The sequence below is a fragment of the Haloarcula salinisoli genome (genome assembly GCF_019599405.1).
Taxonomy (GTDB): Archaea; Halobacteriota; Halobacteria; order Halobacteriales; family Haloarculaceae; genus Haloarcula; species Haloarcula salinisoli.
This window is the reverse complement of the sequence record NZ_RKLQ01000001.1, coordinates 496278-521743: the sequence shown is the minus strand read 5'-3', so window position 1 is coordinate 521743 and position 25466 is coordinate 496278. Positions and strand designations below refer to the sequence as shown.

Annotated in this window: 27 protein-coding genes; 17 read left to right on the top strand and 10 right to left on the bottom strand. The window is 65.0% G+C overall.

All coding sequences use genetic code 11. The features are described from left to right. Positions 1 to 88: 88 nt before the first annotated feature. From EGD98_RS02690 to EGD98_RS02675, 4 genes are all read left to right on the top strand, one after another. Positions 89 to 553, top strand: coding sequence for an RDD family protein (locus tag EGD98_RS02690; protein WP_220586811.1), 465 nt, complete (start codon positions 89 to 91; stop codon positions 551 to 553). Positions 554 to 780: 227 nt separating this feature from the next. Next, entirely contained in the window at positions 781 to 1230 is a 450-nt protein-coding gene (locus EGD98_RS02685) for an RDD family protein (protein WP_220586810.1), read from the top strand. Positions 1231 to 1403: 173 nt separating this feature from the next. Further along, positions 1404 to 1853 (top strand): RDD family protein, encoded by a 450-nt coding sequence (locus EGD98_RS02680; protein WP_220586809.1) that lies wholly within the window; start codon positions 1404 to 1406, stop codon positions 1851 to 1853. Positions 1854 to 1984: 131 nt separating this feature from the next. Then, positions 1985 to 2431 carry an RDD family protein gene (locus EGD98_RS02675; protein WP_220586808.1) on the top strand — a complete coding sequence of 149 codons (447 nt, stop codon included), beginning with the start codon at positions 1985 to 1987 and terminating at the stop codon, positions 2429 to 2431. Positions 2432 to 2516: 85 nt separating this feature from the next. Here the strand turns inward: EGD98_RS02675 and EGD98_RS02670 are convergent, their stop codons facing one another. Continuing rightward, positions 2517 to 2954 carry a bis(5'-nucleosyl)-tetraphosphatase gene (locus EGD98_RS02670; protein ID WP_220586807.1) on the bottom strand — a complete coding sequence of 146 codons (438 nt, stop codon included), beginning with the start codon at positions 2952 to 2954 and terminating at the stop codon, positions 2517 to 2519. A gap of 259 nt (positions 2955 to 3213) precedes the next feature. Here EGD98_RS02670 and EGD98_RS02665 point away from each other — a divergent pair, with 259 nt between their 5' ends. Together EGD98_RS02665 and EGD98_RS02660 are read left to right on the top strand one after the other, a co-directional pair. Beyond that, on the top strand, positions 3214 to 3543 hold the full coding sequence (locus tag EGD98_RS02665) for an uS10/mL48 family ribosomal protein (RefSeq protein WP_220586806.1): 330 nt from the start codon (positions 3214 to 3216) through the stop codon (positions 3541 to 3543). A 27-nt stretch (positions 3544 to 3570) separates the two neighbouring features. Further along, positions 3571 to 4830: an amidohydrolase gene (locus EGD98_RS02660; protein WP_220586805.1), complete on the top strand. Its 1260-nt coding sequence runs from the start codon at positions 3571 to 3573 to the stop codon at positions 4828 to 4830. 77 nt (positions 4831 to 4907) lie between these two features. Here EGD98_RS02660 and EGD98_RS02655 read toward each other — a convergent pair whose 3' ends face one another. The 3 genes from EGD98_RS02655 to EGD98_RS02645 all read right to left on the bottom strand — a co-directional run bounded on the left by EGD98_RS02655 (position 4908) and on the right by EGD98_RS02645 (position 9907). Next, the gene (locus EGD98_RS02655) at positions 4908 to 5921 is read right to left on the bottom strand and encodes a DUF4352 domain-containing protein (RefSeq protein ID WP_220586804.1); all 1014 of its coding nucleotides are present in this window, start codon (positions 5919 to 5921) and stop codon (positions 4908 to 4910) included. A gap of 71 nt (positions 5922 to 5992) precedes the next feature. After that, positions 5993 to 8293, bottom strand: coding sequence for an outer membrane protein assembly factor BamB family protein (locus tag EGD98_RS02650; RefSeq protein WP_220586803.1), 2301 nt, complete (start codon positions 8291 to 8293; stop codon positions 5993 to 5995). 240 nt (positions 8294 to 8533) lie between these two features. Then, on the bottom strand, positions 8534 to 9907 hold the full coding sequence (locus EGD98_RS02645; protein ID WP_220586802.1) for a geranylgeranyl reductase family protein: 1374 nt from the start codon (positions 9905 to 9907) through the stop codon (positions 8534 to 8536). A 104-nt stretch (positions 9908 to 10011) separates the two neighbouring features. Between EGD98_RS02645 and EGD98_RS02640 the strand changes: the two genes are divergently transcribed. Beyond that, the gene (locus EGD98_RS02640) at positions 10012 to 10329 is read left to right on the top strand and encodes a 2Fe-2S iron-sulfur cluster-binding protein (RefSeq protein ID WP_220586801.1); all 318 of its coding nucleotides are present in this window, start codon (positions 10012 to 10014) and stop codon (positions 10327 to 10329) included. Between the two features lie 271 nt (positions 10330 to 10600). Next, complete coding sequence (locus EGD98_RS02635; protein ID WP_220586800.1) at positions 10601 to 11203, top strand: DUF7110 family protein; 603 nt, start codon at positions 10601 to 10603, stop codon at positions 11201 to 11203. Positions 11204 to 11233: 30 nt separating this feature from the next. Here the strand turns inward: EGD98_RS02635 and EGD98_RS02630 are convergent, their stop codons facing one another. Continuing rightward, positions 11234 to 11836, bottom strand: coding sequence for a stage II sporulation protein M (locus tag EGD98_RS02630; protein ID WP_220586799.1), 603 nt, complete (start codon positions 11834 to 11836; stop codon positions 11234 to 11236). 129 nt (positions 11837 to 11965) lie between these two features. Between EGD98_RS02630 and EGD98_RS02625 the strand changes: the two genes are divergently transcribed. Beyond that, positions 11966 to 12943 (top strand): phosphoadenosine phosphosulfate reductase family protein, encoded by a 978-nt coding sequence (locus EGD98_RS02625; RefSeq protein ID WP_220586798.1) that lies wholly within the window; start codon positions 11966 to 11968, stop codon positions 12941 to 12943. A gap of 51 nt (positions 12944 to 12994) precedes the next feature. Here the strand turns inward: EGD98_RS02625 and EGD98_RS02620 are convergent, their stop codons facing one another. After that, positions 12995 to 13387, bottom strand: a complete 393-nt coding sequence (locus EGD98_RS02620) for a pyridoxamine 5'-phosphate oxidase family protein (RefSeq protein ID WP_220586797.1) — start codon at positions 13385 to 13387, stop codon at positions 12995 to 12997. A 157-nt stretch (positions 13388 to 13544) separates the two neighbouring features. Between EGD98_RS02620 and EGD98_RS02615 the strand changes: the two genes are divergently transcribed. Further along, a complete protein-coding gene (locus EGD98_RS02615) occupies positions 13545 to 14453 on the top strand; it encodes a PH domain-containing protein (protein ID WP_220586796.1) in 909 nt (302 codons plus the stop codon). Here the strand turns inward: EGD98_RS02615 and EGD98_RS02610 are convergent. Then, positions 14441 to 14650 carry a hypothetical protein gene (locus EGD98_RS02610; protein WP_220586795.1) on the bottom strand — a complete coding sequence of 70 codons (210 nt, stop codon included), beginning with the start codon at positions 14648 to 14650 and terminating at the stop codon, positions 14441 to 14443. The two genes, EGD98_RS02615 and EGD98_RS02610, sit on opposite strands and share 13 nt — an antisense overlap. Positions 14651 to 14734: 84 nt before the next feature. On the opposite strand from EGD98_RS02610, the gene EGD98_RS02605 reads away from it, so the two are divergent. From EGD98_RS02605 to EGD98_RS02595, 3 genes are all read left to right on the top strand, one after another. Then, positions 14735 to 15925, top strand: coding sequence for an MFS transporter (locus EGD98_RS02605; protein WP_220586794.1), 1191 nt, complete (start codon positions 14735 to 14737; stop codon positions 15923 to 15925). A gap of 77 nt (positions 15926 to 16002) precedes the next feature. Then, a complete protein-coding gene (locus EGD98_RS02600) occupies positions 16003 to 16614 on the top strand; it encodes a PH domain-containing protein (RefSeq protein WP_220586793.1) in 612 nt (203 codons plus the stop codon). Continuing rightward, entirely contained in the window at positions 16611 to 17207 is a 597-nt protein-coding gene (locus tag EGD98_RS02595) for a PH domain-containing protein (protein WP_220586792.1), read from the top strand. Before EGD98_RS02600 ends, EGD98_RS02595 begins: the two co-directional genes overlap by 4 nt. A 17-nt stretch (positions 17208 to 17224) precedes the next feature. On the opposite strand, the gene EGD98_RS02590 is transcribed toward EGD98_RS02595, so the two are convergent. Further along, a complete protein-coding gene (locus tag EGD98_RS02590; protein WP_220586791.1) occupies positions 17225 to 19294 on the bottom strand; it encodes an AMP-binding protein in 2070 nt (689 codons plus the stop codon). A 121-nt stretch (positions 19295 to 19415) separates the two neighbouring features. Here EGD98_RS02590 and EGD98_RS02585 point away from each other — a divergent pair, with 121 nt between their 5' ends. Beyond that, complete coding sequence (locus tag EGD98_RS02585) at positions 19416 to 20000, top strand: GNAT family N-acetyltransferase (protein ID WP_220586790.1); 585 nt, start codon at positions 19416 to 19418, stop codon at positions 19998 to 20000. Positions 20001 to 20077: 77 nt separating this feature from the next. On the opposite strand, the gene EGD98_RS02580 is transcribed toward EGD98_RS02585, so the two are convergent. Continuing rightward, positions 20078 to 20554: an FKBP-type peptidyl-prolyl cis-trans isomerase gene (locus EGD98_RS02580; protein WP_220586789.1), complete on the bottom strand. Its 477-nt coding sequence runs from the start codon at positions 20552 to 20554 to the stop codon at positions 20078 to 20080. A gap of 321 nt (positions 20555 to 20875) precedes the next feature. On the opposite strand from EGD98_RS02580, the gene EGD98_RS02575 reads away from it, so the two are divergent. Both EGD98_RS02575 and EGD98_RS02570 read left to right on the top strand, forming a co-directional pair. Further along, on the top strand, positions 20876 to 22033 hold the full coding sequence (locus tag EGD98_RS02575; RefSeq protein WP_220586788.1) for a glutathione-independent formaldehyde dehydrogenase: 1158 nt from the start codon (positions 20876 to 20878) through the stop codon (positions 22031 to 22033). A gap of 74 nt (positions 22034 to 22107) precedes the next feature. After that, positions 22108 to 22266: a hypothetical protein gene (locus EGD98_RS02570; RefSeq protein ID WP_220586787.1), complete on the top strand. Its 159-nt coding sequence runs from the start codon at positions 22108 to 22110 to the stop codon at positions 22264 to 22266. Here EGD98_RS02570 and EGD98_RS02565 read toward each other — a convergent pair whose 3' ends face one another. Beyond that, positions 22267 to 23385, bottom strand: coding sequence for a CobW family GTP-binding protein (locus EGD98_RS02565; protein ID WP_220586786.1), 1119 nt, complete (start codon positions 23383 to 23385; stop codon positions 22267 to 22269). A 92-nt stretch (positions 23386 to 23477) separates the two neighbouring features. Between EGD98_RS02565 and EGD98_RS02560 the strand changes: the two genes are divergently transcribed. After that, entirely contained in the window at positions 23478 to 25160 is a 1683-nt protein-coding gene (locus EGD98_RS02560) for an acyl-CoA mutase large subunit family protein (RefSeq protein WP_220586785.1), read from the top strand. Positions 25161 to 25466 lie beyond the last annotated feature (306 nt).

Genomic DNA, 25466 nt, shown 5'->3' with positions numbered 1-25466 from the left:
CAGTGTCTAGTATAGCCCACCCGTTTCGGTTACTGTCAACATCACAATGGGAATGTTTATATTTTCCGTCCAAAGTTTCAGTTATTATATGGCAACAACTTCGAGCGCGGCCGGCGAGCTGGCCAGCCGCCGCAGTCGCATCGGTGCCATGGTCATCGACTTCATGCTGACGAACATCGTCTTGTTCATTCTGACTGTCCTGATAACGTTCTTGTTCCGCGACATGGTTGAGAGTGTCGTGGCGGACCTTGGCTCCCTATTCTTTCTTGGCGCCCACCTCTATATTGTCATCGGCCACGTCGGGTACCACGTGATATTGGAGGGGCTCTTCGGCACCACTATCGGCAAGAAGGCTGCGAGCATCCGTGTCGTCGACGAGAGCGGCGGGCAAATCAGCATGGGGAAATCCGCCATCCGGAACGTCTTCCGGTTCATCGACGTCCTGCCCGTCCTGCCGGTGTGGTACGTCATCGGTTACCTACTCATCGCCGTGAGCGACGACGAACAGCGCCTCGGCGACATGGCGGCCAACTCCTACGTGGTGAAGGAGTAGCTATCCGGGCTCGTCGGCACACCGAAAGCGAACGACGGGGCAGGCGACCACTCCCGCTCGGCCCACTAACGCAGCTCGAACGCGAACACCGAATCGGACGACACAGAGGCCGGTTGGCGGGTCGCCAATGTGAATGTATCCGTGGCGCCCGAGAACCCAGGACCGGATATGACACCGACAGCAGCGTCCAGACAGTTTTATTACTCGTCCATCACACCGAAATCGACATGGACACAGCCACCGAACCGGAGGCACGACAGCTCGCTGGACTCGGGAAACGTGCAGCCGCGTTCTTCATCGACACGATGCTCTTTGCGTTCGCAATGGCCCTGATTGTCGCCGTTCCGGCCCTGCTACTTCTATCGACCGCTGAGCCAAGCATACTCCTGGCAGCCTACGTTGTCTTCAACCTGGTCGTCACGGTCGGGTTCTTCGGCTACCGCATCGTTTTCGAGGGACTGTACGGGTACACGCCCGGGAAGAAGCTGCTAGATATCAGTGTGGTCACGGAGGCCGGCGGCGACATCGGCTGGAAAGAGGCCACGGTACGGAATCTCGTGCTCATCGCGGACAACCTCCCGGTTGCCTATCTGCTGGGCATCGGCCTGATACTGTACGACGAGGACGAACAGCGACTCGGCGATATGGCAGCAAACACCTACGTCGTTCGCGCCTGACCGACGGGCGTCGCTGTGGCTTGCCCGGAGCCCCACCCGGCCTGCTGGCTGAGACGGAGTGTCCCGACCGGCGTCTCCGTGATCGAGGCGCTGGAGCAGCGGTTTTGAGATAGTAAGACTCGTCCCGGTCGTGCGAAATATTTTTATTTGCTGACTTAAGTTGCAAATACTGTATGGCCACAACTTCGGGTAGCCCCGGTCAGCTGGCAGGTCTCGGTAGCCGTATCGTCGCGTTCTTAATCGACTCGATTCTCACGGGGATCGTCGGCGGTATCATCGTCTTCCCACTGTTTTTCCTCATCGGCGTCGGCGGGGAGACGGGGCCGGCGGGGGCCGGCCTCTTACTCATCGTTCAGTTGCTCATCCCACTGGTCGTCTTTGCCTACTTCATCGTGATGGAAGGGATGTACGGCTACACCGTCGGGAAGAAGCTGATGAGTATCCGTGTCGTCGGTGAGAACGGCAGCAAAATCGGGTTCGGCGAGTCCGCAATCAGGAACATCCTCCGGGTTGTCGACGCGCTGCCGACCCTGTACCTCGTCGGTATCGCGCTCATCGCTATCAACGACGACGAACAGCGCCTGGGTGATATGGCAGCCAGTACCTACGTCGTCAAAGGGTAGTCGAACCCTGGTCGGCGGCGAGTCCACAGCTCCCCCTCACAGGTCTTCTGAGAACGGTTCGAGGCGTCGCCGTCAGGTATCTGTTCCTACGACGAACATTTATACCCGTTCGAATAGCGCTTGCCTATCATATGGCAACAACTTCGGGTTCAGTCGGCCAGCTAGCCGGTCTCGGCAGTCGTATCGGCGCGTGGCTCATCGACGCAACTCTGGTAGGTCTCGTCCTCATGGTGATTTTCATTCCGCTGTTTGTCATCGTCGGTCTCATCGCGGATGGTGTGATGGGAACGATACTCTACCTCCTGGTGCAACTGCTCCTCGGGCTCGTCTTTACCGGGTACTTCATCGTGATGGAAGGGGTGTACGGCTACACCGTCGGCAAGAAACTGCTGAGTATTCGTGTCGTCAGCGAGGACGGCGGGGCCATCAGTATGGGTGAGTCCGCCATCCGGAACTTGCTCCGGTTCATCGACATTCTTCCGACCGCGTACATCCTGGGCATGGCGCTCATCGCGATGAACGACGACGAGCAGCGCGTCGGTGATATGGCGGCCAGTACCTACGTCGTGAAAGGGTAACGCGCCGGAGTCTGTCTATTCGGTCGTAGCTTCGAGGTGCCGTGAGACAGCCCCACCGCTATCGCCTGTGAGCCCGCGAGGAGCCTCACTCCTCGGTATCCTCGTCCTCGCGGTCGTCGAGGAACTCGTGGGCCTGTTCCAGTATCTCGCGGGGGCCGTCCTGTGTGACGGTGTTGATGGCCTGCTCGTAGTCGCGCCACTGCAGGTCCCGATGCTCTGTCGACAGCTCTGCCGATGCTTCGAAGGACTTCGCGACGAACAGGTGGACCGTCTTGTGGATGGTGTTGCCGTTCGCCTCGAACACGTAGTCGTAGTCCTCGCGGAAACCGTCCAAGAGCCGGAAATCGCCGATTCCGGCCTCCTCTTTCACTTCGCGTATGGCGGTCTGCTGGAGCTCTTCCTCGCCCTCGACGCCGCCCTTGGGAAACTCCCAGTCCCCGGGTCGGCTCTTGAGCAGGAGGTACTCCCGCCGGCCACGCGTATCGCGAAAGAGGATGGCTCCCGCGCTCGTGGCCTCTATCATTACGTGATTTTACATCACGGGTACTTAAGAGAATATCGGAGACGAGCGCGGGGGGAGAACAGCCGCCAAGCGGGAAGAATCGAGCGACTGTCGGTGAAATCGTCCAGTCGCGGACAGCCAGTATCCACCGATTACTCCGCGGTATCCCGTGCATAGAGCGGCCCTCGGATGGGTCGCGCTGTCCCGGTTCCGGATGGCGCCGTCGGATACCGGGCGCGAAAGGCTGGGCTTTTGGTGGTCGCCACTCTCCTCACTCCCAATGCCGTACGTCACGACTCTGACCCTCACGAGTGGGGACCGCCACCGCCTCGACGACGTCGTGGCGGATATCAAAGCTCGCGCCGAGCGCAAGGGCGTGGAGCTGAAAGGCCCGCGTCCGAAACAGCCACGCGACCTGCGCGTCCCCCAGTCGAAGACGCTGGGGCCCGACGGCGGTCGCTTCGACCCGTGGAACTACACCGTCTACGAGCGTACCATCGATATCGTCGGCTACGAGACGTTCGCCCGCGAGGTGACCGCCGAGGCGTTCCCGCCGGAGGTCCACGTCGAGGCCGACATCGAGCAACAGACCCAGCCCGGCAGCGGGTGATAAGGGCTCCCGCCCCGTCGGGCCGGTATGGAGCGATACGAACGGCCGGTAGCCCTGCGACGGGAGCTACACCGCCACCCGGAACCGGCCTGGTGTGAGTACTGGACGACGAGTCGTATCGTCGAGGAAGTAGAGCGTATCGGCGTCGACGAACTGCTGGTCGGCCCCGAGATTCTGGCGGCCGACGCGCGGATGGCGGTCCCCGACGAGGATACACTCGGCGAGTGGCACGACCGCGCGCGAGCGGCGGGCGCCCGCGAGGACGTGCTGGAGCAGTGCGCGGGCGGGTTCACCGGCGCACTCGCGACCGTCGAGCGCGGCGACGGCCCCACGGTCGCGCTGCGGGTCGATATCGACGCCTTGCCGATTACCGAATCGACGGCGGCGACACACGCGCCGGCCGAGGGGGGGTTTCGCTCGGGCAACGAGGGGTATATGCACGCCTGCGGCCACGACGCCCACGCGGCCATCGGCGTCGGCGTCCTCGAAGCCGTCGCCGAGAGCGAGTTCCCGGGGACCGTCCACGTGCTCTTCCAGCCCGCCGAGGAGGTCATCGGGGGCGCCAGCGCGGTCGCCGAGGCCGGGGTACTCGACGACGTGGACCACCTCCTCTCGGTCCACGTCGGACTGGACCACCCGACGGGCGAGGTGGTCGCCGGCGTGAACGGCTTTCTGGCGGTCCGACAGTTCGAAGCCGCGTTCAGGGGCGAGTCGGCCCACGCGGGGGGCCACCCGGCGGCCGGTCGGGACGCCGTCCAGGCGCTGGCGACAGCGGTACAGAACCTCCACGCCATCCGCCGTCACGAGGACGGTGCGACCCGCGTCAACGCGGGCGTCGTCTCGGGCGGGACAGCGACCAACATCGTTCCCGAGTCGGCGACTATCGAGGGGGAAGTCCGGGGCGAGACGACCCGGCTGATGGAGTACATGAGCGAGCGCGCCGACTCGGTCGTCGAACACGCCGCCGGGATGCACGACTGTGAGTCGGCGATGGAGACGGTTGCGGAGGCTCCCAGCGCCGAGAGCGATGCGGAACTGGCGGACGTGGTCTATGCGGTGGCCGAAGGCGTCGATGGGGTCGAGCGTGTTCTACACAGCGCGCCGCTGGGCGGGAGCGAGGACGCGACCTATCTGATGGACCGCGTCCAGGAGAACGGGGGGCGGGCCAGCTACGTCGGTATCGGCACCAACCACCCCGGCGGCCACCACACGCCGACCTTCGACGTGGACGAGCGGTCGCTGGCAATCGGTGTGGACGTACTGGCGGGCGCAATCGAGCGGCTCTAGTAAACGGGCGACACACTGGGAAGGACAGGAGCACAGTCGGCTGGCGGACACACCGCCGAGCCAGAGTGAAGGGGCCGTCAGACGGTCCAGGTTCCGAGGAGCCCGTCGACGAGTTCGATTTCGACTCGCGACGGGTCGTGGTCCTCCGGTATCTCGAACAGTAACTCGGCCTCCGTCTGTACCCCCTCCGAGAGCAACCCCCCGGTGTACGTCTCGCCCCGCACCCCGTACGCGCTGTGTTCGTACTGCGACGAGCCCGCGATGAGGGTGAACACGCTCGGCCGTGGAAGCTTCACCCGACCCGTGCCGGTGTTCTCCGCGCTGACGGTCACGCGGACGAACTGCTTCCCGTCGTCGGCCACGTGTGTCTCCGACTGCCCGCTGCTGGTGTAGGTGTACTCCTGCATCGTTTCAACCGACGCGACGGTAAACGAGAACTGCGGGCCCGTCCGCCCGACTGTGACACCGGTCCCGATGGAGAGGTCGGTGTAGTCCCCGGGGTCCCGGGTCACAGTATCGAGGTCGAGCGACCAGTTTACGATCGTGTCGAACGAATGTTCCGACGAGAGAACCAACTCGCCCTCCGAGGCAGTGACAGGAATCTCGAAGGTTACCAATGCCTCGTAGGTCGATCCTGGCGAGATGTTTTCGAGTTCATCGTAGCTCCCTCGCGGATTGGCGTACTCGTCGAAGCCGTACTCGCTCCCATCGGCCCGGAACGATATCTCGTCGGGTAAATCGGTGACGCCCCCGCCAGTGTTCTCGACGTCGATCGCTATCTCCAGAAAGACCTGCCCCCTCGTTTCGGGTTCCACGCTGCTGATATCGGCCGACTCACCTTCGAAGAAGACGCTTGCCAGGCGTGCGTTCGTAGGAGTCACGGCGAGTTGCTCGCCGTCGCCGCTCTTGAGCCGGACAGCCTCACCGAACTCACGATCGATGGTCTTTACCGGCTCGTTGGCGTCCAAATCCGAATCCGAATCCGGTTCTTCGACAGTCTCTACGGCCGGCCCGCTCGTCTGACACCCAGCACCCCCCGCGAGTCCACTGACCACCACGTATTTGCACAGCTGTCTGCGACGCAGGTCCATTATCGTACGCTCTCGTGGATAGTTTATTTAAATCTAGCCTCTCGGGGTTCTAACTCGCCGTCGGTTCCCGGTTAGTCGTCGTCGGCTGTAACGGACCGATAGAGCGCGTAACCCAGCGCCCCCAGCCCACCGGTCAGAACGCCGAACCCGGGCCCGGCGCCGACGGTCACCGCACGGTCTGGAGTCGGCGATGTCGCCCCGGTTGCCCTCCCGAGCGACCCACAGGAGCCCCCAGCCGTCTCCCCGGTCGGAGTGGTCGTCGCTTCCGAACCCTCCCCGATGGCGTACACGAGACCGTCATCACTCGACGCGTACACCGTCCCCTGGCCGACCGCGACCGACCCCGACACGTAATCGCCCGTCTCGAAGGTCCACAGGCGCGTCCCATCGGTCAGGTCGTCGGCGTGGATATCTCCGCCGGAGCTGGTGTACAGTGCGTTGGCGGCCACCGAGAGGGACCCCAGATTGCCCTCGGCCGTCTCCGTCCACTGTTGCTCGCCGGTGGCTGCATCGAGCGCGAGGAACGAATCCCTGGCCCCACTCTCGCGGCTGATGTAGACACTGCATCCGACGACAGTCGGTGACCCCGAGATATCTCCAGTGTCTGGCTGCTCCCATACGTCCGACCCATCCGCTGGGTCCAGCGCGTAGATACCCCCCTCGTAGCTACCGACGTAGACGAGTCCATTCGCGACTGTCAGTGCCGAATAGAACTCCAGAGGCCCCCACTCGACCCACTGTTGGGTGCCGTCTGTGGCATCTATCGCGTACACCCGGGAGTTATTGTCTCGAACGTAGACGGTCCCGTCGGCTACCGCAGGTGGTCCGCGAGCGCTCCTGCTAGTCGAGACGGCCCACTGCTGGGACCCGTCGTCCCCACCCAGGGCGTACAGCTGCTTGTCCCAACAGCAGACGTACACCGTCCCGTCGGCCACCGTCGGTGGGATATCGGTTTCGGCGAGCTGAACGGCCCATTGCTCGGTGCCGTCCGTCGCGTCGAGCGCGTATACGGTTCCCACTTCGGTCACCGCGTAGACAGTTCCGTCAGCGACTGCCACTGGTCCGGCTACGGTACCCGGTGTCTCTGCACTCCACTGCTCGGTACCGTCGGTCGCGTCCAAGGCGCGAACGGTCTCGGAGCCGCCGACGTAGACGGTTCCATCAGCCACCACTGGTGACGAGTATTCGTCCGCCTCGGTCTCGATGTCCCACTGTTCGGTACCGGATGACGCGTCGATAGCGACCAGGCTATCCAGCGAGCGCGTGACGTAGACGCGGCCATCGAACGCAGCTAGCCCGCCGTCGAACTCCGCCGGCAGACTGACGGTCCACAGCTGCGTCCCGTCTGCCAGATCCAGCGCGTACAGAACTTCGTCGTATGTCACCACGTAGAGGGTTCCATCGGCCACGGCCACACTGCCGAGCGTCTCGACCGTCTCGTCGACCCATTGCTCGTTGCCATCGGCCGCGTCTAGCGCGTACAGGCTGTCGGCCATACTGGTGTAGAGCGTCCCATCAGCCACCGTTTCCGGATACGGTGACCCACCTCGGTTCCTCCGGGTCCACCGCTCGGTGCCGTCGGCCGCGTCCAGCGCGTACAGGATGTCGTCTCCGCTCGCGACGTAGACGGTTCCGTCGGACGGTGCCGATACGAGATCACTCAGAGACTCCCGCTCGAAAGTCCATCGAACGGTCCCGTCGCTTACGTGCAGGCCGTATACAGTCTCCGCTTTCGTCTTGACAGCGACTGTCCCGTCGACGACGGCTGGGCTGTCGAACACCTGCTCGTCGGTTTCGAAGGCCCACTGGACGCTCCCATCGGCCTGGTCCAGTGCGTACACGTTTTCGTCCCCGCTAGCGACGTAGACGGTGCCCCCGGCGACAGTCGGCGTCGTTCCCTCGGGATGAGCAGTGTCCGTCGCCCACTGTTCGCTGCCGTCGGCCGCGTCCAGCGCGTACACCTGGCTATCGGAGCAGGTGACATAGACGGTCCCAGACGCCACTGTCGGGGCTTCAGTGACTGCGGCCGCCGTATCGAACTCCCAGTCCACCGACCCATCAGTCGCCGAAAGCGCGAGAACTCCCCGGCCGGTACCGACGTAAACGGTCCCATCGGCACCCGCAGGCGGCGACCGGAACCCCGGTAACTCGGGGAACCGCCACTGTTCGGTGTTGTCGGTCGGTCCCGTGACACCGGGAACGTAGCCGGTGTTGGCGGCGTCGGCAGCGTACTGCGACCACGACGCCGACCCGCCCCCGCTCGTGGCCTGGCTCCCGGTCGCCGTCGAACCGAGTCCCGAGAGCAGCCCCGCTGCCCCAATACCCTGCACCACCTGGCGGCGGCTCACTGGTATCTGTCCCTCGTCACCCATACAACGTGTGGCAAAAGTGACCTTATCTTTCTTTCGGAAGCTGCGATATCGAATGTATCGTCCGGTGGGCGCGACCGCCTCGGAAGGCGCCCACCACCGGAATGGGCTGCCGTGCCACTTCGGCCGGCGCAACCGAACCAGCAGTCCCGGACGAGGGTAGGGCCACGTACAGAAACACCGGACTGGTCCCGACTGCAGCCAAGCGCCGACAGCTCGACCACGAGACGCCGACGGTTCGTCTCAGTACTTCGGCTCGGCGCCGGTGACCGCGTAGATATCGTCCATGATGGCGTCTCGCTCCCGTTGCCAGGCCTCGAAGCCGTCCCGGTCCTCGGGGTAGGACTCGTAGTGGGAAAGCAGGCGGTCGGCGGCCTTCTTCGTCTGGTAGAGGTCCCGAATCGTCCCCCAGTGGCCGAAGCTCTTGACGGCCATCTTGAGTTTGAGACCGAGGCCGAAGCTGGTCGAACCGCCGTAGAGTGCCTCGGCGAGTTTCTCGCCCGGAATCGAGGCCAGCAGCGCCATCAGGTCGTCGATGTCGTAGGCCGTGATGAAGATGTTGTAGACGTCAAGCGCCGCGAAGCGTGCGCCGAAGTCGTTCATCACGCGGACGTTGTACTCCCAGAGGGCCGCCTCGTCGTCGGTCCGGTCGTCCTCGATGGCGTCGATAGCCTGCTCGGCGGCGTACGTGCCGGCGTAGGCCGCCCCGGCGATGCCGCCGCCGGTCGTCGGGTTGACGTGGCCCGCGGCGTCGCCGACAGCCATGTAGCCCGGCGCGACCGCCGAGTCGTAGGGCCGGCGCGTGGGCAGGGAGCCACCGAGTTTGTCGGTGACCTCGGCGCCCTCGAACTCGCTGCGGGCCCGCAGGTCGCGTTTGAGGTCGTCGACCAGCTCCATGGGCTCCTCGTTCATCTGGAACCCGAGCCCGGCGTTAATCTCCGTGTCCGTATGCGGGAAGTACCAGAGGTACCCCGCCGACCGCTTGGTGGGCTTGAACACGAGGGCGTCGTCCCACTCGACGGGTTCGTCGACCTCGACGATTTCCCGATAGGCCGAACAGAACTGCGAGTACCGGACGTTCGTGTCGAAGGTCGCGTCCTCGAAGTCGGTCTTGTCCTGCAGCAAAGAGAGTGCGCCGGCACCGTCGATGACGATTTCGGCGTCGTAGGTGACCGGCTCGCCCTTGCGGACGGCTTCGAGGCCGGTGACGGTGCCATCGTCGGTCTGGCGGACGTCCTGGACGACGGTGTCGTAGTGGAACTGCGCGCCAGCGTCGTCGGCGCCCTCGATGAGACAGCGGCCGTACTCCCAGCGGTCGATGACGGCCAGTTCGCCCGGGACCGGAATCTCCAGTACCGTGTCCTCCTGGGGAATCTCGAAGCGCCCGTGGTCGACGTTGGTGTTGGTGAAGGCCTGCTCGATCTGGGACTTGGGGATGGCGTCGGGGAAGTCGCTGGCCCCCTTCAGCGCGTCTCCACAGGCGATGTGGCCCGCCTCCTCGGCGTCCTTGCGCTCGACGACGACGACGCTATATCCCGCGTCGGCGAGTGTCGCGGCGGCGTAACAGCCCGACGTTCCCGCCCCGACGACGGCCACGTCGTACTGGTGTGTAGTCATACAGTCTCGTCCATGCCGAAGTGCAAAAATCGTTCCGACTACGCGTGCGTCACGCCATGGAAAGGGGATAAAGAGTTTTTACGGGGGGCAGCAAAGCCGGAGGCATGACCGATTACACCGTCTCCTTCGTCGGGACCGGCGAGGAGATAACGGTCTCCGAGAAGGAGACCATCCTCTCGCGGTGCATCGAGGAGGGCATCGCCCAGGAGTACTCCTGTCGCGTGGGGATGTGTCTGGCCTGTTCGGCCGAGATTCTCTCGGGCGAGGTCGTCCAGCCGGCCGCGCGCGGACTTACCGAGCAGGAGCGGGAGAACTACGCCCTGACCTGTATGGCTCGGCCCGCGTCGGACCTCGAACTGGACCGCGGGGAGTACCCGCCGAGCATCGAAGGGGACGCCGACGCGGCTGTCGCAGACGACTAGCGGGGCTGTGAGTGTACCGAACAGCCTCGTTACGTCCGAACGGTGAGCGAATCGAGCCGTGAGGAGGCGACCGGAGAGAACGAACACTCGCCACTCGTCCCTGAAGCAGCGTCGACCGACCTGTCGCGCGCTCGCTCTGTGAGTGTGTAACTCACACACTATGTCCAATTGATAGAATAGAAGGGCAGGTCATATAAGCACGTGGGTCGTAGTATACGCTGACACCAGCGTCAGCGGACGGCCGTCGACGACTTGACACACTCTCCCAACCATGACCAGCCGTGTATACAGACTCCACTCGACGCTCGAACTGCCACTGGAAGACGCGTACGACTTCTTCGAAGATCCGGACCTTCCACCCGAAATCGCTGACGTAGACATTACCCGTCGGAACAACACGCTCATCGTCAGTGCCGTCGCGAAAGACGACAGCATGAGCAAGTACACGCCGACGGCCCAGCTGAAAGCCAGCGTTACCGAGAACCGCGTCTACGAGGAAGACCCCGAGGAGATGGGCCCGCCCGGCGCTGCCTCGACCGGCTCGGCCGGCGGCGGTCCCCAATGGGGCACGCTCGAAGAGGAAGAGGAGGAGATCGAATCCGAACTCGTCGAGTACGCCTGCTTCAAGGGCGACCGCGAGACCGTGCTCCAGAACACGGCGCTCCAGTACGCGATGTTCGAGGTGCTCTGTGAGGTGGCGAAAGTCGCCGAGAAGGGCACACTGACAGCCATCGCCGCTGTCGACGGCGAACTGCAAGCCGTCCGCATCGTGGACGGCGAAGAACACCCCGCTTCTATCAACGTCGTCGAAGACCCCGCCGACGAGGACGAGGAAGAAGGCGTCAACTGGCGGGACAACGAGTTCATCTCGTAATCCGCGCTTCCACGCAGTCGGCCGCCCTCCTTACACAGCGACGAGTTCCTCACCAGCGACGCGTTCGGCCAGTTCGAGCGTGAGATTGGCCTCGATGTAGGCGGCGACGACGATGAGCAGCGCCGAGCACAGGAGGAGCCACCCCGCCTCCCGCAGGTCCCGCCGAGTGAGGAGCCGCTCTTCCAGCCCGCGGATGTACCGAACCGTGAGCCGGCCAAAGCGCAAGCCCACGGCCGAGGCGACGAGCAGCGCCGGAATCTCCAGCACGCCGTGAGGGAGGATGAGCATGGCGACCACGAGCGGGTCGACCTGCTGGACGGCGATGCCGACGACGACGCCGATGAGCAGTCCGTTGAGGACGAGTCCCAGCACCGTGACCAGTCCCAGCGACACGGCCCCCAGCGACAGCGCGACCAGCGCCGTGAGGTTGTTGACGGCGAGGTCGACGGTCGTCAGCGCCGGGAACGGACCGGTGCCCCCGCCCTCGGTCGTCGGGAGCGATTCGACCGGAACTGCGCTCCCGAGCAGGAACCCGGCGACGGTGCTCACGCCCAGCACCAGCGCGGCCACAGGGACGTAGAGCCGGAGCCAGCGACGGTAGATTGCCCGTGTTGCGGCCAGGCGAGCGCCCATAGCGACCTCAGGGCCGTCGGCAGGAAAAAAGCGAGGACCGGCTGTCCGGGGAACCTCTGTGTCATTCACCAACACGCCGGTTGCGTATCCAAAAAGTTCTTACAACCAGTAATTATATCTCATTACACGATGTCCGAAACAGCCGAGTTCCCCGACTATCTCGACGTCGACTACACCGACGGCGAGGGCGAGGAACCCGAGGAGTACCCGACCGTCAACCACAAGATAGAGAAGGCTATCGAGGTCACGAAGCAGGGCCTCGAACAGTACGAGAACCCTGTCGTCATGTGGACCGGCGGGAAGGACTCCACGCTGACGCTGTACTTCGTCAAGGAAGTCGCCGACCGCTTCGACCTCGAAGTGCCGCCGGTCGTCTTCATCGACCACTACCAGCACTTCGACGAGCTCATCGACTACGTCGAGCACTGGGCCGAGGAGTGGGACCTCGAGGTCATCTGGGCCCGCAACGAGGACGTCGGTAACTACGTCGACGAGAACGGCCTGACCCCCGGCGACGACATCCCCATCTCCGAGCTTTCGGAACACAACCAGCACCACGTCCGGAACATCCTCGAGTACGAGGAGGACTCGTTCCCGTTCCTGCTTGACACCTACGTCGGCAACCACCTGCTGAAGACCGTCGCGCTGAACGACGCCATCGAGGAGCACGACGTCGACGGCATCCTCTCGGGTATCCGCTGGGACGAGCAGGAGTCCCGCGCCGACGAGACGTTCTTCTCGCCGCGCCACGACCCCGACATCTACCCGCCACACGACCGCATCCAGCCGATTCTCCAGTTCGCCGAACCCGACGTCTGGGAGGCCTTCTGGAACTTCGTCGTGCCGGACACCGTCGAGGGCTTCCCCGAGGAAGGCTACGTGCCCCAGGGCCAGGACGACCTCCCCGAGGGTATCGAGAAGGAGGACGTCCCGGTCTCGCCGAAGTACTTCGCCGGCTTCCGCTCGCTGGGCAGCGAAGTGTCGACGGACAAGTCCGCCGACGAGCCCGCCTGGCTGCAGGACATGGCGAACACGACCGAACGCGCCGGCCGCGCCCAGGACAAAGAGGACCTGATGGAGCGCCTGCGCGACCTCGGCTACATGTAAACTCGGCCGGAGAGCCAACCTACCGACGCGGTTTTTCGTTTTTTCGACCGACTAGTCGTACGTCCAGTGGTTCGCCGACCCGACCGCGATTCGCACGGCGGTGTTCTCGGGCCAGTCGTCCTCGTCGGCGCCGTAGCGGTCGTGGATACGCCGGCGTATCTCGCGGTTCTCGGTGTCGTCGTCGACGACGGACGCCGTGCCCCGCAGCGTCACACCCCAGTTGGCCTCGCCCTCGTCGGCGTCCTGCACCGAGAGCGCGACCCGCGGGTTCCGGCGGATGTTGTCGAGTTTCTTTCCGGTAGTGACGATTTCGATGGCGCCATCGTGATAGGTGTACCAGACGGGCGCGACGTGGGGCCGGTCCTCGTAGCTGGTCGCAAGGTGGGCGACGTGGACGCCGCTGGTGAGCAGTTCCACAGCCGCGTCGGAAATCGCGTCGGGCATGTCGAAGCCTACGGACGCGAGCCACCTGTAGCTTGGCTGTGACGACTGCACGGGCGAAGTCCCGTGGCCGAGAGTGTCGCGAGCCACCTGTCGAGACCCGACAGCGCCAGCATCCACGGCCAAAAATTTTAATTTAGTACTTTTAATACTGAACGATATGGGGAACGGGGGGGCACCACAGGCGGTTCTGAGACCAGGCGTAATCGTGGGCGTACTGAACGGCGCGTCGAGAGCGCTCCTGGCCGGCACTATCGTGGCGATGCTGGTGGCACCGGTCGCGTGGGCGCTGGGCGCGCCAGTCGTGTCGCTCTCAGCCGGTCTGGTCGGTCTCGGCGTCCTCGTCGCGTGTCTCTGGGCGGTCATCCGACACTACACCGTGGAGTACCGGATCTACGAGAAGAAAATCGAGGTCACGTCCGGGCTGGTAAACCGGGAGACGCGAATCGCGCCGCGCTCGGACGTCCGCTACGTCTCGCTGTCGGCCGGCACACTCGCCAGTCAGGTCGGCGGCGGTGACGTCGTCGTCGACATCCGGCGCCACAACACCAAGTACCGTATGACACTGCGGGATATCGCAGACGCCGAGCGGTGGTACGACGAGCTCCGTCCGGTCGAGGGCGGCGAGCCGCTGGGGCGGTTCGACCGGCGCATCGGGCCGAGCGTGTTCACCGTGGCCGGCTATCTGGCCCTGGGCGTCGGCGCGGTGACCGCCCTGCTGGCCGGCGTAGCCGTGGTCGCGCTCCCCCCGCTGTCGCTCCCGCTCGTCGGGCTGTGGGGTGTGACTCTCTGGTTCCCCGTGACCGCCTGGTACTTCATCTACGTCGCCGGCGTCGAGTACCGGGTGTACGACGACCACATCGAGCGGCGGCGCATCTTCCTCGGCACGGAACGGTCCTACGCCATCGCAGATCACATCGACGGTGTCGAACACATCCGTTACGTCCCGGAACGGGCGTTCGACGTCGGAACCGTCTCGCTGGAGCTACGGTGGCGGGAGCGCCCGTTTCACCTCCGGTCGGTCGACGGGTCGAGCGAACTGTATCAGGACCTGCGTCAGTCCGCCTGACCCGTCGGTCGGTATCGGTCGCCGTCCTGTTCCAGTCGCCCGTTGGCCACGGCGATTTTCAGCGCGCGGTCGACCTCGCGCTTGTCGATGGTCGTCGCGCCCATCAGCGAGTCCACCTGGGCGCGCGAACACCAGCCATCTCCGTCGGCTACGTCCCGAACCGCCTCGACGACGCGGTCGGCGATGTCGCTCGGCATCGCTGGGACCGACGGGCGCCAGTCACTTGGATATCGGGGCCCGACGGCGACATATATTTTCCCGCCCCGGCCCACTGCGTACGTGTGAGTGAGCGCCGAGAGCGGGTCGTCCTCGCGAGCGTCGTGTTCGTGGTCCTGCTGGCCCAGGTGTTGCTCTACCCGGGCATCGATACGCTCGTCGTCGCGCTGGGAGCGGGATTCGTTCTCGACGCGAGTATGTGGTTCCTCGCGGCGGAGTTTGCGGCCTTCGTCGCCTTCGCCGGCGTCTGGGGGGCGGTCAGCGACCGGACCGGTCGGCGAGTTCCGTACATCGTCGGCGGTGCCGTGGCCGGCAGCGCGCTCTACGCGGCGCTGGCGTGGCTCCCGACTGTTACGTCCATCTCCTTCGCCACAATCCTCCTGTTGCGCGCGCTCCAGGGCGCGGCGACCATCGCCGCCTTCTCGCTGTCGATGACGATGCTGATGGACCTCTCCGGGGGCCACGGGAAGAACATGGGCGCGGCGGGCATCGCCATCGGCTCGGGGACCGCGCTGGGGGCGCCGCTGGGCGGCCAGCTCTACGGCGTCTCGCCGACGCTGCCGCTGTACGTCGCGAGCGGGCTCTTCCTGCTGGTCGCGCTGCTGTCGGCGCTGGTGACCGACCGCGCCCCGGCGGGCGACGGTGGCCGCCTGCGCCGGGCCGCGCGCCGGCTGGGCGAGACGCCGGAACTTGCGATTCCGTACGCCTTTGGCTTCATCGACCGGCTGACCGCCGGCTTCTTCGCGCTCGTGGGCACGCTGTATTTCCGGGAGGCCTTCGGGCTCTCGCCGGGCGAGACGGGGCTCGTCCTCGCGCTGTTTTTCGCGCCCTTCGCACTGCTGCAGTACCCCTTCGGCGTCCTTTCCGACAGCGTCGGTCGGACGGCACCCATCGCCGCCGGGTCGGCCCTGTACGGCCTGGCAGTCGTCGGCGTGGGGCTGGCGCCGACCGTCGAACTGGCCGGCGTCGGCATGGTCGTCGTCGGCGTCATCGGGGCGCTGATGGCCCCGGCGACGATGGCGCTGGTCACCGACCTCGTGGGCGAACGCGGTCGGGCGACGGCGATGGCCGGCTTCAACGCCGCCGGGAGTCTGGGCTTCCTGACCGGCATCCTGGTCGGCGGCTTCGTCGCGGGTGAGTTCGGCTACCTCGCCGCGTTCCTCGTCGCGGGCGGCGGCGAGATCGCGCTGGCCCTGCTCGCGCTGCCGCGACTGCTGGCGCTCGAGCTCCCCACCGAGGAGCGACCGACGAGATAGCGTTCCGCTCGAACGTGCCGTGTGAACTGCCCACATTCCGGGAAAACACTCAAAAGACCACCGGAACAGGAGAGCATATGAGTGGCAACGCAGGAAGCTACGACTGGCTAACGCTCGACCCGGACGAGGAGGTTCTCTGGTCGGGCAAGCCGGCCTCGGAGACGATGTACGGCGCGTATCTGACCGGTATCCCGCTCATCATCTTCTTCGGGCTCGGCTTGGTGATAATCGTCGGTGCGTACCTCAATCGGGAGAACACCGACTACGTGATAACCGACAAGAGCGTCTACAAGAAGACGGGCGTTCTCAGCCGGTCGGTCTCGGAGGTCGAGTACGAGAAAGTCCAGAACACCTCCTTCTCCGCGGGCGTCGTCGGGCGCTCGCTCGGCTACGGGAACGTCGAGATCAGCACGGCCGGCGGCGCTGGCGTCGAGATGCGGCTCCGGGGTGTCAACGACCCCCAGGAGGTTCAGAAGCAACTGAGCCGACGGGTCAAAGAGGTTCAGGGCGGCCGTGACCGAGGGGACGGTGAGACGAAGCCGGACGTCCTCGAAGAGATACTGGCCGAGCTCCGCGCGATTCGCATCGCAGCGGAGGGCGGGTCGAGCAGGGAGCGACCCGACAGCGGCGCTGGCGCCCACGACCGCGACGACAGCGGGACCAGCGACTGGAACACCGACCGACGATGAGCTTGCCCGACTGGGCGCCGGCCGCGAACGACGAGCCCGTCGTCTGGCAGGGCCAGCCACGGCAGCGGGTCGTCCACCTGGGCGTCGCGGGGGGCGTCGTCCTCGCGCTCATCGTCCTCGCGAGTATCGCCGTGATTATCTCGAACGGGTTGCTCCCGACGGAGCTTTCGGCCGTGGTCGGCGTGGCCCTCGCGTTGCTCGTGTTCGCGGTGCCCGCCGGCGGGGCGTGGCTCTGGCGGCGGTCGACCCGCTATGTCCTGACCGACGCCGCGCTCTATCACCGGACCGGCGTGCTCTCGCTGACGGTGACGGAGCTCCGTCTGAGCAAGATACAGAACACGAGCTACTCGCAAGGTATCTTCGGGACCATCTTCGGCCATGGGACGGTGACCGTCGACACCGCCGGCAGCCAGGGCGCGGAGCTGACCCTGCAGCAACTCGACGGGCCGAAAGCGGTCCACCAGCGAATCGCCGAGGCAGCGGGGGAGGCAAAAGGCGAGCGCAGGGACGGGATTCCGGGGTCGCTCGACACCTGGAAAGCGGTCCGCGCGGAAGTCCGGCGACTCCGGGCGGCGACCACTGGCGACCGATAGCGGCTCGTCCCGGGCCGCTACCGGGCATCCTCGATTGCATCTAGCGCCTCGGGATTCTCGATGCTGGACATGTCCCCCAGGTCCTCCCCTCGATACACCCCGCCGATGGCCCGCCGGAGTATCTTCCCGCTCTGGGTCTTCGGGAACGCGTCGACGAACAGCACCTCCCGGGGTCGGAACGGCTTGCCGAGTTCCTCGCCGACGGTCCCGGCGATGCTGTCCCGGTGCTCGTCGGTCGGCTCGTGGTCGGGTTCAAGGACGGCGTAGAGCACGACCGCAGTCCCCGTCGTCTCGTCGGGCACACCGACGGCAGCGGCCTGGTTGACCGCAGGGTGGTCCATCGCCGCCCCCTCGACCTCCGCGGGGCCGACTTTCCGTCCGGCGACGTTGAGCGCGTCGTCGGCCCGGCCGTGCAGGAACCAGAGGCCATCCTCGTCCTTCTGGGCCCAGTCGCCGTGGTTCCAGAGGCCGTCCCAGCGGGACCAGTACTCCTCGACGTAGCGCTGGTCGCCGCGCCACAGGGAGTTGGTCATCGAGGGACAGGAGTCGCGCGCGACGAGGTAGCCCCGTTCGCCCGTGTCCGCGATAGAGTGCCCGGCCTCGTCGACGATGTCGATGTCCATCCCGAGGCCGGGGCCACCCAGCGTGCAGGGTTTGAGCTCCTGGATGGGCATCGGCATGAGAAAGCAGCCCATTATCTCCGTGCCGCCAGAGATGTTGATGATGGGACAGTCCCCGTTGCCCACGTTGTCGTAGAACCACTGCCAGCTCTCGGGGTCCCACGGCTCGCCGGTCGAGCCAAGCAGCCGCAGTGACGACAGGTCGTGGCCCGCCAGCCACTCGTCGCCCTGCTTTCGCAGCGCGCGAATTGCCGTGGGCGAGACGCCGAAGACGGTCAGGTCGTGGCGGTCTATCATCGCCCAGAAGCGGTCGGGCTCCGGGTGGTCGGGCGCGCCCTCGTACATGAAGATAGTCCCGCCCAGCGCGTGGTTGCCAAGCAGCGTCCACGGCCCCATCATCCAGCCGATGTCGCTGACCCAGAAAAAGCGGTCGCCCGGCTTGTGGTCGAAGCCGAAGTAGATCTCCTTGGCCGCCTGCACCAGCGCCCCCGCGTGCGTGTGGACGATGCCCTTCGGTTCGCCGGTGGTACCAGAGGAGTACAGCAGCATCGATTCCTGGCCGCTCGGGAGGGATTTGGCCTCGTAGTCGTCGGACTGGGACGCGATGGCCTCGTCCCACCACTCGTCCCGGCGAGTCCAGGTGAGCGTCTCCTCGGGGTCGTCGGCCGTGCCGATTCTCTCGTATACGACCGTGTGTTCGACCACGTCTCCGCCGCGCTCCTGGCGGGCTTGTTTGATGGCCGCGTCAGCGGTGTCTTTGAGATGAACCGGCGACCCGCGGCGGTAGAAGCCGTCGCCGGTAAAGAGCACCGAGCAGTCGGCGTCCGCAATTCGAGTCGCCGTCGCGTCGACGCCAAAGCCCGAGAAGATGGGGACGACGATAGCTCCGGCCTTCAGACAGCCATAGAGGATGCTGGCCACCTCGGGGACCATCGGCATATAGAGGCCGACGGTGTCGCCCGTCTCGACGCCGACCGAGTCGAGATAGTTGGCGACCCGGTTGCTCTGTTCGTGGAGGTCGTGGTACGTGACCTGCCGGACATCGCCGGGTTCGCCCTCCCAGATGAGCGCGACCTGATTCCGGACGTCTGTATCGGGCGCGGCGTGGCGGGAAACAGCGTTGTGAGCCGCGTTCAGCTCCCCGCCGGGATACCAGTTCGTGAACTGCGGGCCGTCGAACGTCTCGCGCTCGCCGCTCGCAGATTCGACGGTCCGCGTCTCGGTCTCCCGGACCGCGTCGTAGTCCTCGAAAAAGTCGACGTGGAGGTAGTCCACGAGTTCGTCCCAGAACCAGTCGACGCCGCTGTGGGGGACGCCGTCGATATCGGTCGTCGTCCGGCGTATCAGTTCCTCGTAGTCCTCGATACCGTAGGTCTGCATGAACTGCCAGACGTTGGTCGATTCGACGAACGCCCGTGTGGGCTCGTGGACGACGCGGTCCAGCTCTTCGAGTGACTCCGGGGCCATAGCGTGTGAATACGTGACACACGACTAAGTAATTGCCCGGCTGTGGCGGCCCGAACGCACGCGCAGTCACTGCCTTCGGGCCCCGGAAACCCTTTTGCACGGGGACGGCCAACCTCCGGGTATGTACGTCCGGGATGCGAAAAACCGAGAGGAGGTCTGGCTACTGGACCACATCGAGGAGATGGGGTTAGACGAGACGAACTTCCGTTCCCGCGACTACGTCATCGCCATCGACGAGCACGACGACCGGAAGGCCGGCTTCGGACGCATCCGAATCCACAAGCCCGACGACGGCGACCCCATCTGTGAACTCACGAGCATCGGCGTCCTCCCGGAGTGGCGCGACCAGGGCGTCGGTGCCCACGTCATCGAACGCCTCGTCGAGTACGCCGCCGACGAGGGGTTCGACGTGGTGTACTCACTGACGAGCGCCGACCGCTATCTCACCCAGTTCGGGTTCGAGCCCATCGCCGTCGACGAGCTGCCGCCCCGGTTGCAGGACCGCCTCGAAGAGAAACGCGAGAACATCCAGCCCGACGCTGTCCCGCTCCGGGTGGCCCACGACGACTTCTCGGTGCCGCCCCGCTTTCGCGAGCGGTTCAAGAACGCCTCGGCCCACGAAGCGGAGCCCGAACCCGAAGACACCGCCGAGGACTTCGGTATCGACCCCGACGAGGCGACCTACAAGTACGATACCGGTCGGTAGTCATTGTAGAGAGTGCTGCCTGACTGACGGAATCTGTCTCTCTGGCGGTACAAACAGTCAGCACCGCGAACAGCGTACTACTTGCGCACGTCGATGATTTCGATGTCGAAGACGAGTGTCCGCCCCGCGAGTTCGTGGTTGAAGTCGACCTCGACGGCCTCGTCGCGCACCGCGGTCACGTCGCCGTGGAGTTCGTTTTTCGCCTCGACGTGGAGCCCGACCTCCGGCTCCGAGCCGACCATCTCCTCGAAGGCCTCCGGGTCGTACTCACGGATTTTCTCTTCCTCTATCTCGCCGTAGGCCTTCTCGGGCGGGACCTCGATGGTCCCCTCCTCGCCCTCTGCCATCCCGACGAGGGCCTCCTCGATGCCCTCGATGATGTCGCCGCGGCCGACGGTAAAGGAAAGCGGTGCGTAATCGGCCGGCTGGACGCCCTGGGCCGTGATGAGGTCCTCGTGGCGAGCGACCTCCTGTCGGGAGGTATCGAAGAGGCTCCCGTCCTCGAACCGTCCGACGTAGTGGATAGTTACCCCGTCCCCGCGTTCGATTTCCATATCAGTTGGTTCGGGCGAGGAGTGATTTAAACCCAACTCTCGGCGGCTGTGGTCGACGCGTGCCGTCGTGTCGGCGATTTAATGATACGAGCGAGAGCCAATGGACCGAACTGACGCCGAGGGTCGTTCCTGCCGCTCACCACTCAGTTGCGGCTGAGAAGTTCCGGAATTCCCACTTACACACATATACTGTCAACTATTGTGATATATTCCGGCATTAGCAAAGGAACGACTACCTTACCGCCCGAGCTTCGGCGCATTGTACATCATCTTTTTATATACTCGCGAGAACTGTCAGAACGGTGTGTCAATAAAATGTCAATGAATGCCGTGGTCTATCAGGGGCCACACGAAGTAGCGGTCGAAGAGGTAGAAGAACCGGAGATAGAACACCCGAACGACGTTCTCATCGACATCACGACGTCCTGTATCTGTGGGTCCGACCTGCACATGTACGAGGGACGGACAGCCGCCGAGCCAGGCATCGTCTTCGGGCACGAGAACATGGGTATCGTCACCGAGGTCGGTGACGCCGTCACCACCCTCGAAGAGGGCGACCGCGTGGTCGCCCCGTTCAACGTCGCCTGTGGCCACTGTGAGAACTGCGAGGACGGCTACACGGGCTTCTGTACCAACGTCAACCCGGGCTTCGCTGGCGGCGCCTACGGCTACGTCGCGATGGGGCCGTACAAAGGCGGCCAAGCCGAGAAGCTGCGCATCCCGTACGCGGACTTCAACGCCTTACAGCTGCCCGAGGGCGACCAGCACGAGGACGCCTTCGCCCTGCTCGCGGACATCTTCCCGACGGGGTGGCACGGGACAGAACTCGCGAACCTCCAGCCCGGCGACTCCGTCGCCATCTACGGCGCGGGCCCGGTCGGCCTGATGGCCGCCTACAGCGCAAAAATCAAGGGCGCGGCCGAGATCTACACGGTCGACCGCGTTCCGAGTCGCCTCGACCTCGCCGAGGAGCACTGTGACGCGACGGCCATCAACTTCGAGGATGGCGACCCCGTCGAGCAGATTAAAGACGAACACGGTGGCGCGGTCGACAAAGGCGTCGACGCCGTCGGCTACCAGGCCATCGACCCCGAGAAAGAGGCCGACGACGCCTACGACCCCGCCCGCGAGAATCCGGCGGTCGTCCTCAACGACCTCATCCGGACCGTCCGCCCGACGGGGGAGCTCGGAATCCCAGGACTGTACGTCCCCGAGGACCCCGGTGCGCCCGACGAGATGGCTGCCCAGGGCCGTCTCGGCATCGACTTCGGTCTCCTGTTCGAGAAGGGCCAGAAGCTCGGCACCGGGCAGTGCAACGTCAAATCCTACAACCGCGAACTCCGTGACCTCATCATCGAGGGACGAGCCGACCCCAGTTGGGTCGTCTCTCACCGCGTGGACATCGAAGAGGCCCCGGAGATGTACGAGAAATTCGACGAGCGCGAAGAGGGCGTCACCAAGGTACTCCTCGAACCCTGAGAGAGCCGCCGCCGGCGGCCTCTTGCCGCGGTTTCGTCGCCAGCCCTATAGTTGTCTGGCTGATACGTACGGCTATGTGTCAGTACTGTAGCTATCGGTTCCACGACGAGTGGAGCGCGCTGCTTTCGTACGACGATGTCTACCAGCGGGCGATGGGTGCCACCTCGGAGTCGACCTACGGCTTCCACGAGGAGTGGGACGAACTCCGCGAGGAAGTCGGCTACGGCGCGTGATTACGTCTCTCTCGGGAAGGGGTCCGCGTCGGCCGCCGGAATTTCTTCGCCCTCGCCGACGAGACAGGCGTCTAACTCGGCGGTGAGCTTCTCCCCGTCGAGCTCGCGACCGATGACGACGAACCGCGTCTCCGGCTCGTCCGCGCCCCACTCGCCGATTGGCCCGGCCTGTACTGCCGGACCGGCCTGACTCACGCCCAGCACGGTGTCGGGTCGACTCGCGACCCAGACGAACCCCTTCGCCCGGACGATGTCGCCGTCCCAGTCGTCGAGCCACGCGTCGAAACGGTCGGGGTGGAACGGCGCCTCGCGTCGGTAGACGACGGACTCGACGCCGTGGGCGTCAGCCGCGGACAGGCCGCCGTGGTCGTGGCCATGCGCGTCACGAGCGGCCGAGTCGCTTTCCGCCCCCACGAGCGTCTCTTTCCACCCCTGCCGCCGCCGGGCCGTCTCGAAGTCGAACCGCCCGGTGGCAAGCACCCTGTCGGGGTCGACCTCGCTGTAGGTCGTCCGGTGTATCGCCGCGCGGGGCTGGAGTTCGCGGATGGCCGCCTCGACGCCGTCGAGCTCCGCGTCGGGAACCATGTCACACTTGTTCAGCACCAACACGTCACAGAACTCTATCTGGTCGACCAGTACCTCCGTCAGCGGTCGCTGCGGGTCGGGCGCGCCGTCGGGGAGCGATTCGTCGGGGTCGAACGCCTTCCAGAAGCCGTAGGCGTCCACGACGGAGACGGTCGTATCGAGCGTGAACCGCTCGGGGAGACGGGTCTCGTCGGTCCCGACGGTCAGCGTGCGGGCGATGGATATCGGTTCGCTGATGCCCGACGCCTCAACCACGAGATAGTCGAACGCACGCTCCTCGGCCAGTCGGGTGATTTCGGTCACGAGGTCGTCCTGCAGTCGGCAGCAGATACAGCCGTTCGAGAGGTCGACGATACCGTCCTCGCTCTGGTCAGCGAGCAGTTCCGCGTCGACGTTTATCTCTCCCATATCGTTGACGACGACGGCGATGCGACGGTCCCCGGGGTCCGCCAGCAGCCGGTTGACGAGCGTCGTCTTGCCCGCTCCGAGGGGCCCGCTGACGACCGTAATCGGGACCGATTGCTTTGTTGACATTTGGTGGAGATAGGGCGTCACGCCGTAATGAATCCTCGGGGAAAACAGGCACAGCGCGAACCCTTAAGCCCGGGCCGGCCGACGTTTTTCCCATGTTCGACCCCGAGGAGCTGGACGAGATCCGCGAGGCGAAAGCCGAGTGGGAGAAAGAGGACGTCCAGCCGACCGTCGACCGGTTCGGCGAACGGGAGGAACGGTTCACGACGGACACGGAGGGGCAGGAGGTAGACCGCCTGTACACGCCCGCGGACGTGGCCGACCTGAACTATCAGGAGGACCTGGGATTCCCCGGTCGGGAGCCCTACACTCGCGGCGTCTACTCGACCGGGTATCGCGGTCGGCTCTGGACGATGCGCCAGTACGCCGGAATGGGGACCGCAGCCGAGACCAACGAGCGGTTCAACTATCTCCTCGACGAGGGCCAGACCGGCCTCTCGATGGCCTTTGACCTGCCGACCCAGATGGGCTACGACTCCGACGACGCGATGGCCGCGGGCGAGGTAGGCAAGACGGGCGTGGCTATCGACTCGCTGGCCGACATGGAGACCGTCTTCGAGGGCATCCCACTTTCCGAGGTCTCGACGTCGATGACCATCAACGCGCCCGCGGCCGTCCTGCTGGCGATGTACATCGCCGTCGGCGACGTTCAGGGCGTCGACCGCGAGGAACTGCGGGGCACCATCCAGAACGACGTGCTCAAAGAGTACATCGCGCGCAACACCTTCATCTACCCGCCGGAACCGTCGATGCGTCTCATCACCGACATCTTCGAGTTCTGCGCCGCGGAGACGCCGAACTTCAACACCATCTCCATCTCGGGCTATCACATCCGCGAGGCCGGCTCGACCGCCGCCCAGGAGATCGCGTTCACGCTCGGGAACGGTATCGAGTACGTCGAGGCCGCCATCGAGGCCGGGCTGGAGGTCGACGACTTTGCCCCACAGCTTTCCTTTTTCTTCGCGTCGTACAACAACATTCTCGAAGAGGTCGCGAAGTTCCGTGCGGCGCGGCGGCTCTGGGCGAAACTCATGGACGAGCGCTTCGACGCCGAGAATCCCAAGTCCAAGCAACTCAAGTTCCACACCCAGACCGCCGGCTCGACGCTGACCGCCCAGCAGATAGAGAACAACGTCGTCCGGGTGGCCTACCAGGCGTTGGCGGCGGTCCTGGGTGGGACCCAGAGCCTCCACACCAACGGCAAGGACGAGGCCATCGGCCTGCCGACGGAGGAGTCCGTCCGGACGGCTCTGCGGACCCAGCAGATTCTGGCCCACGAGTCGGGCGCGGCCGACACCATCGACCCGCTCGCGGGCAGCTACTACGTCGAGTCCCTGACCGACGAACTGGAACAGGAGGCCCGCGAGATAATCGAGGACGTAGACGAGCGTGGTGGGATGCGCCGGGCCATCGAGAACCAGTGGGTCCAGCGCCAGATTCAGGACGTTGCCTTCGAGCGCCAGCGCGAACAGGAGGCCGGCGAGCGCATCATCGTCGGTGTCAACGAATTCGAGGTCGAGGAGAAAGGCGAACAGGATATCGAGGAGGTCGACGAGGCCGTCGAAGCGGCCCAGCAGGAGAGCGTCGCCGAGGTCCGCGAAGAGCGTGACGACGACGCCGTCGCGGCTGCACTGGAGGAGCTCCGAGAAGCGGCTCGCGGCGACGAGAATCTCATGCCCTACATCGTCGACGCGGTGAAGGTCTACGCGACGACCGGCGAGGTGTGTGACGTGCTCCGGGACGTCTTCGGGGAGTACCAACCCGGCTCGTCGATGTAGGTGGGAGTCCCGGAGCGGAGGATCGTGTTTACTTGAGCTAATCGGAATTCTAACGACCAGAAAGCCCCCGCGCTCTGAACTCCCGCGCCTCGCTGCGGTCCTCATTCACTGCGTTCATTGTGGTCCTTGCATCGTCGGGGTTCGTCCAGAGCGCGGCCCCTTTCAGTCCCACCCATGCTGACCGGTCAACCGGCTATGAGCGGGACTGAAACGGGCGGCACGCTAACCGACGGCGGACGACGCAAGCACCGTCGTTCGGAAGACCAGAGGCCTTCCGTGATCACGAGAGAGCGAAGCTCTCTCGAA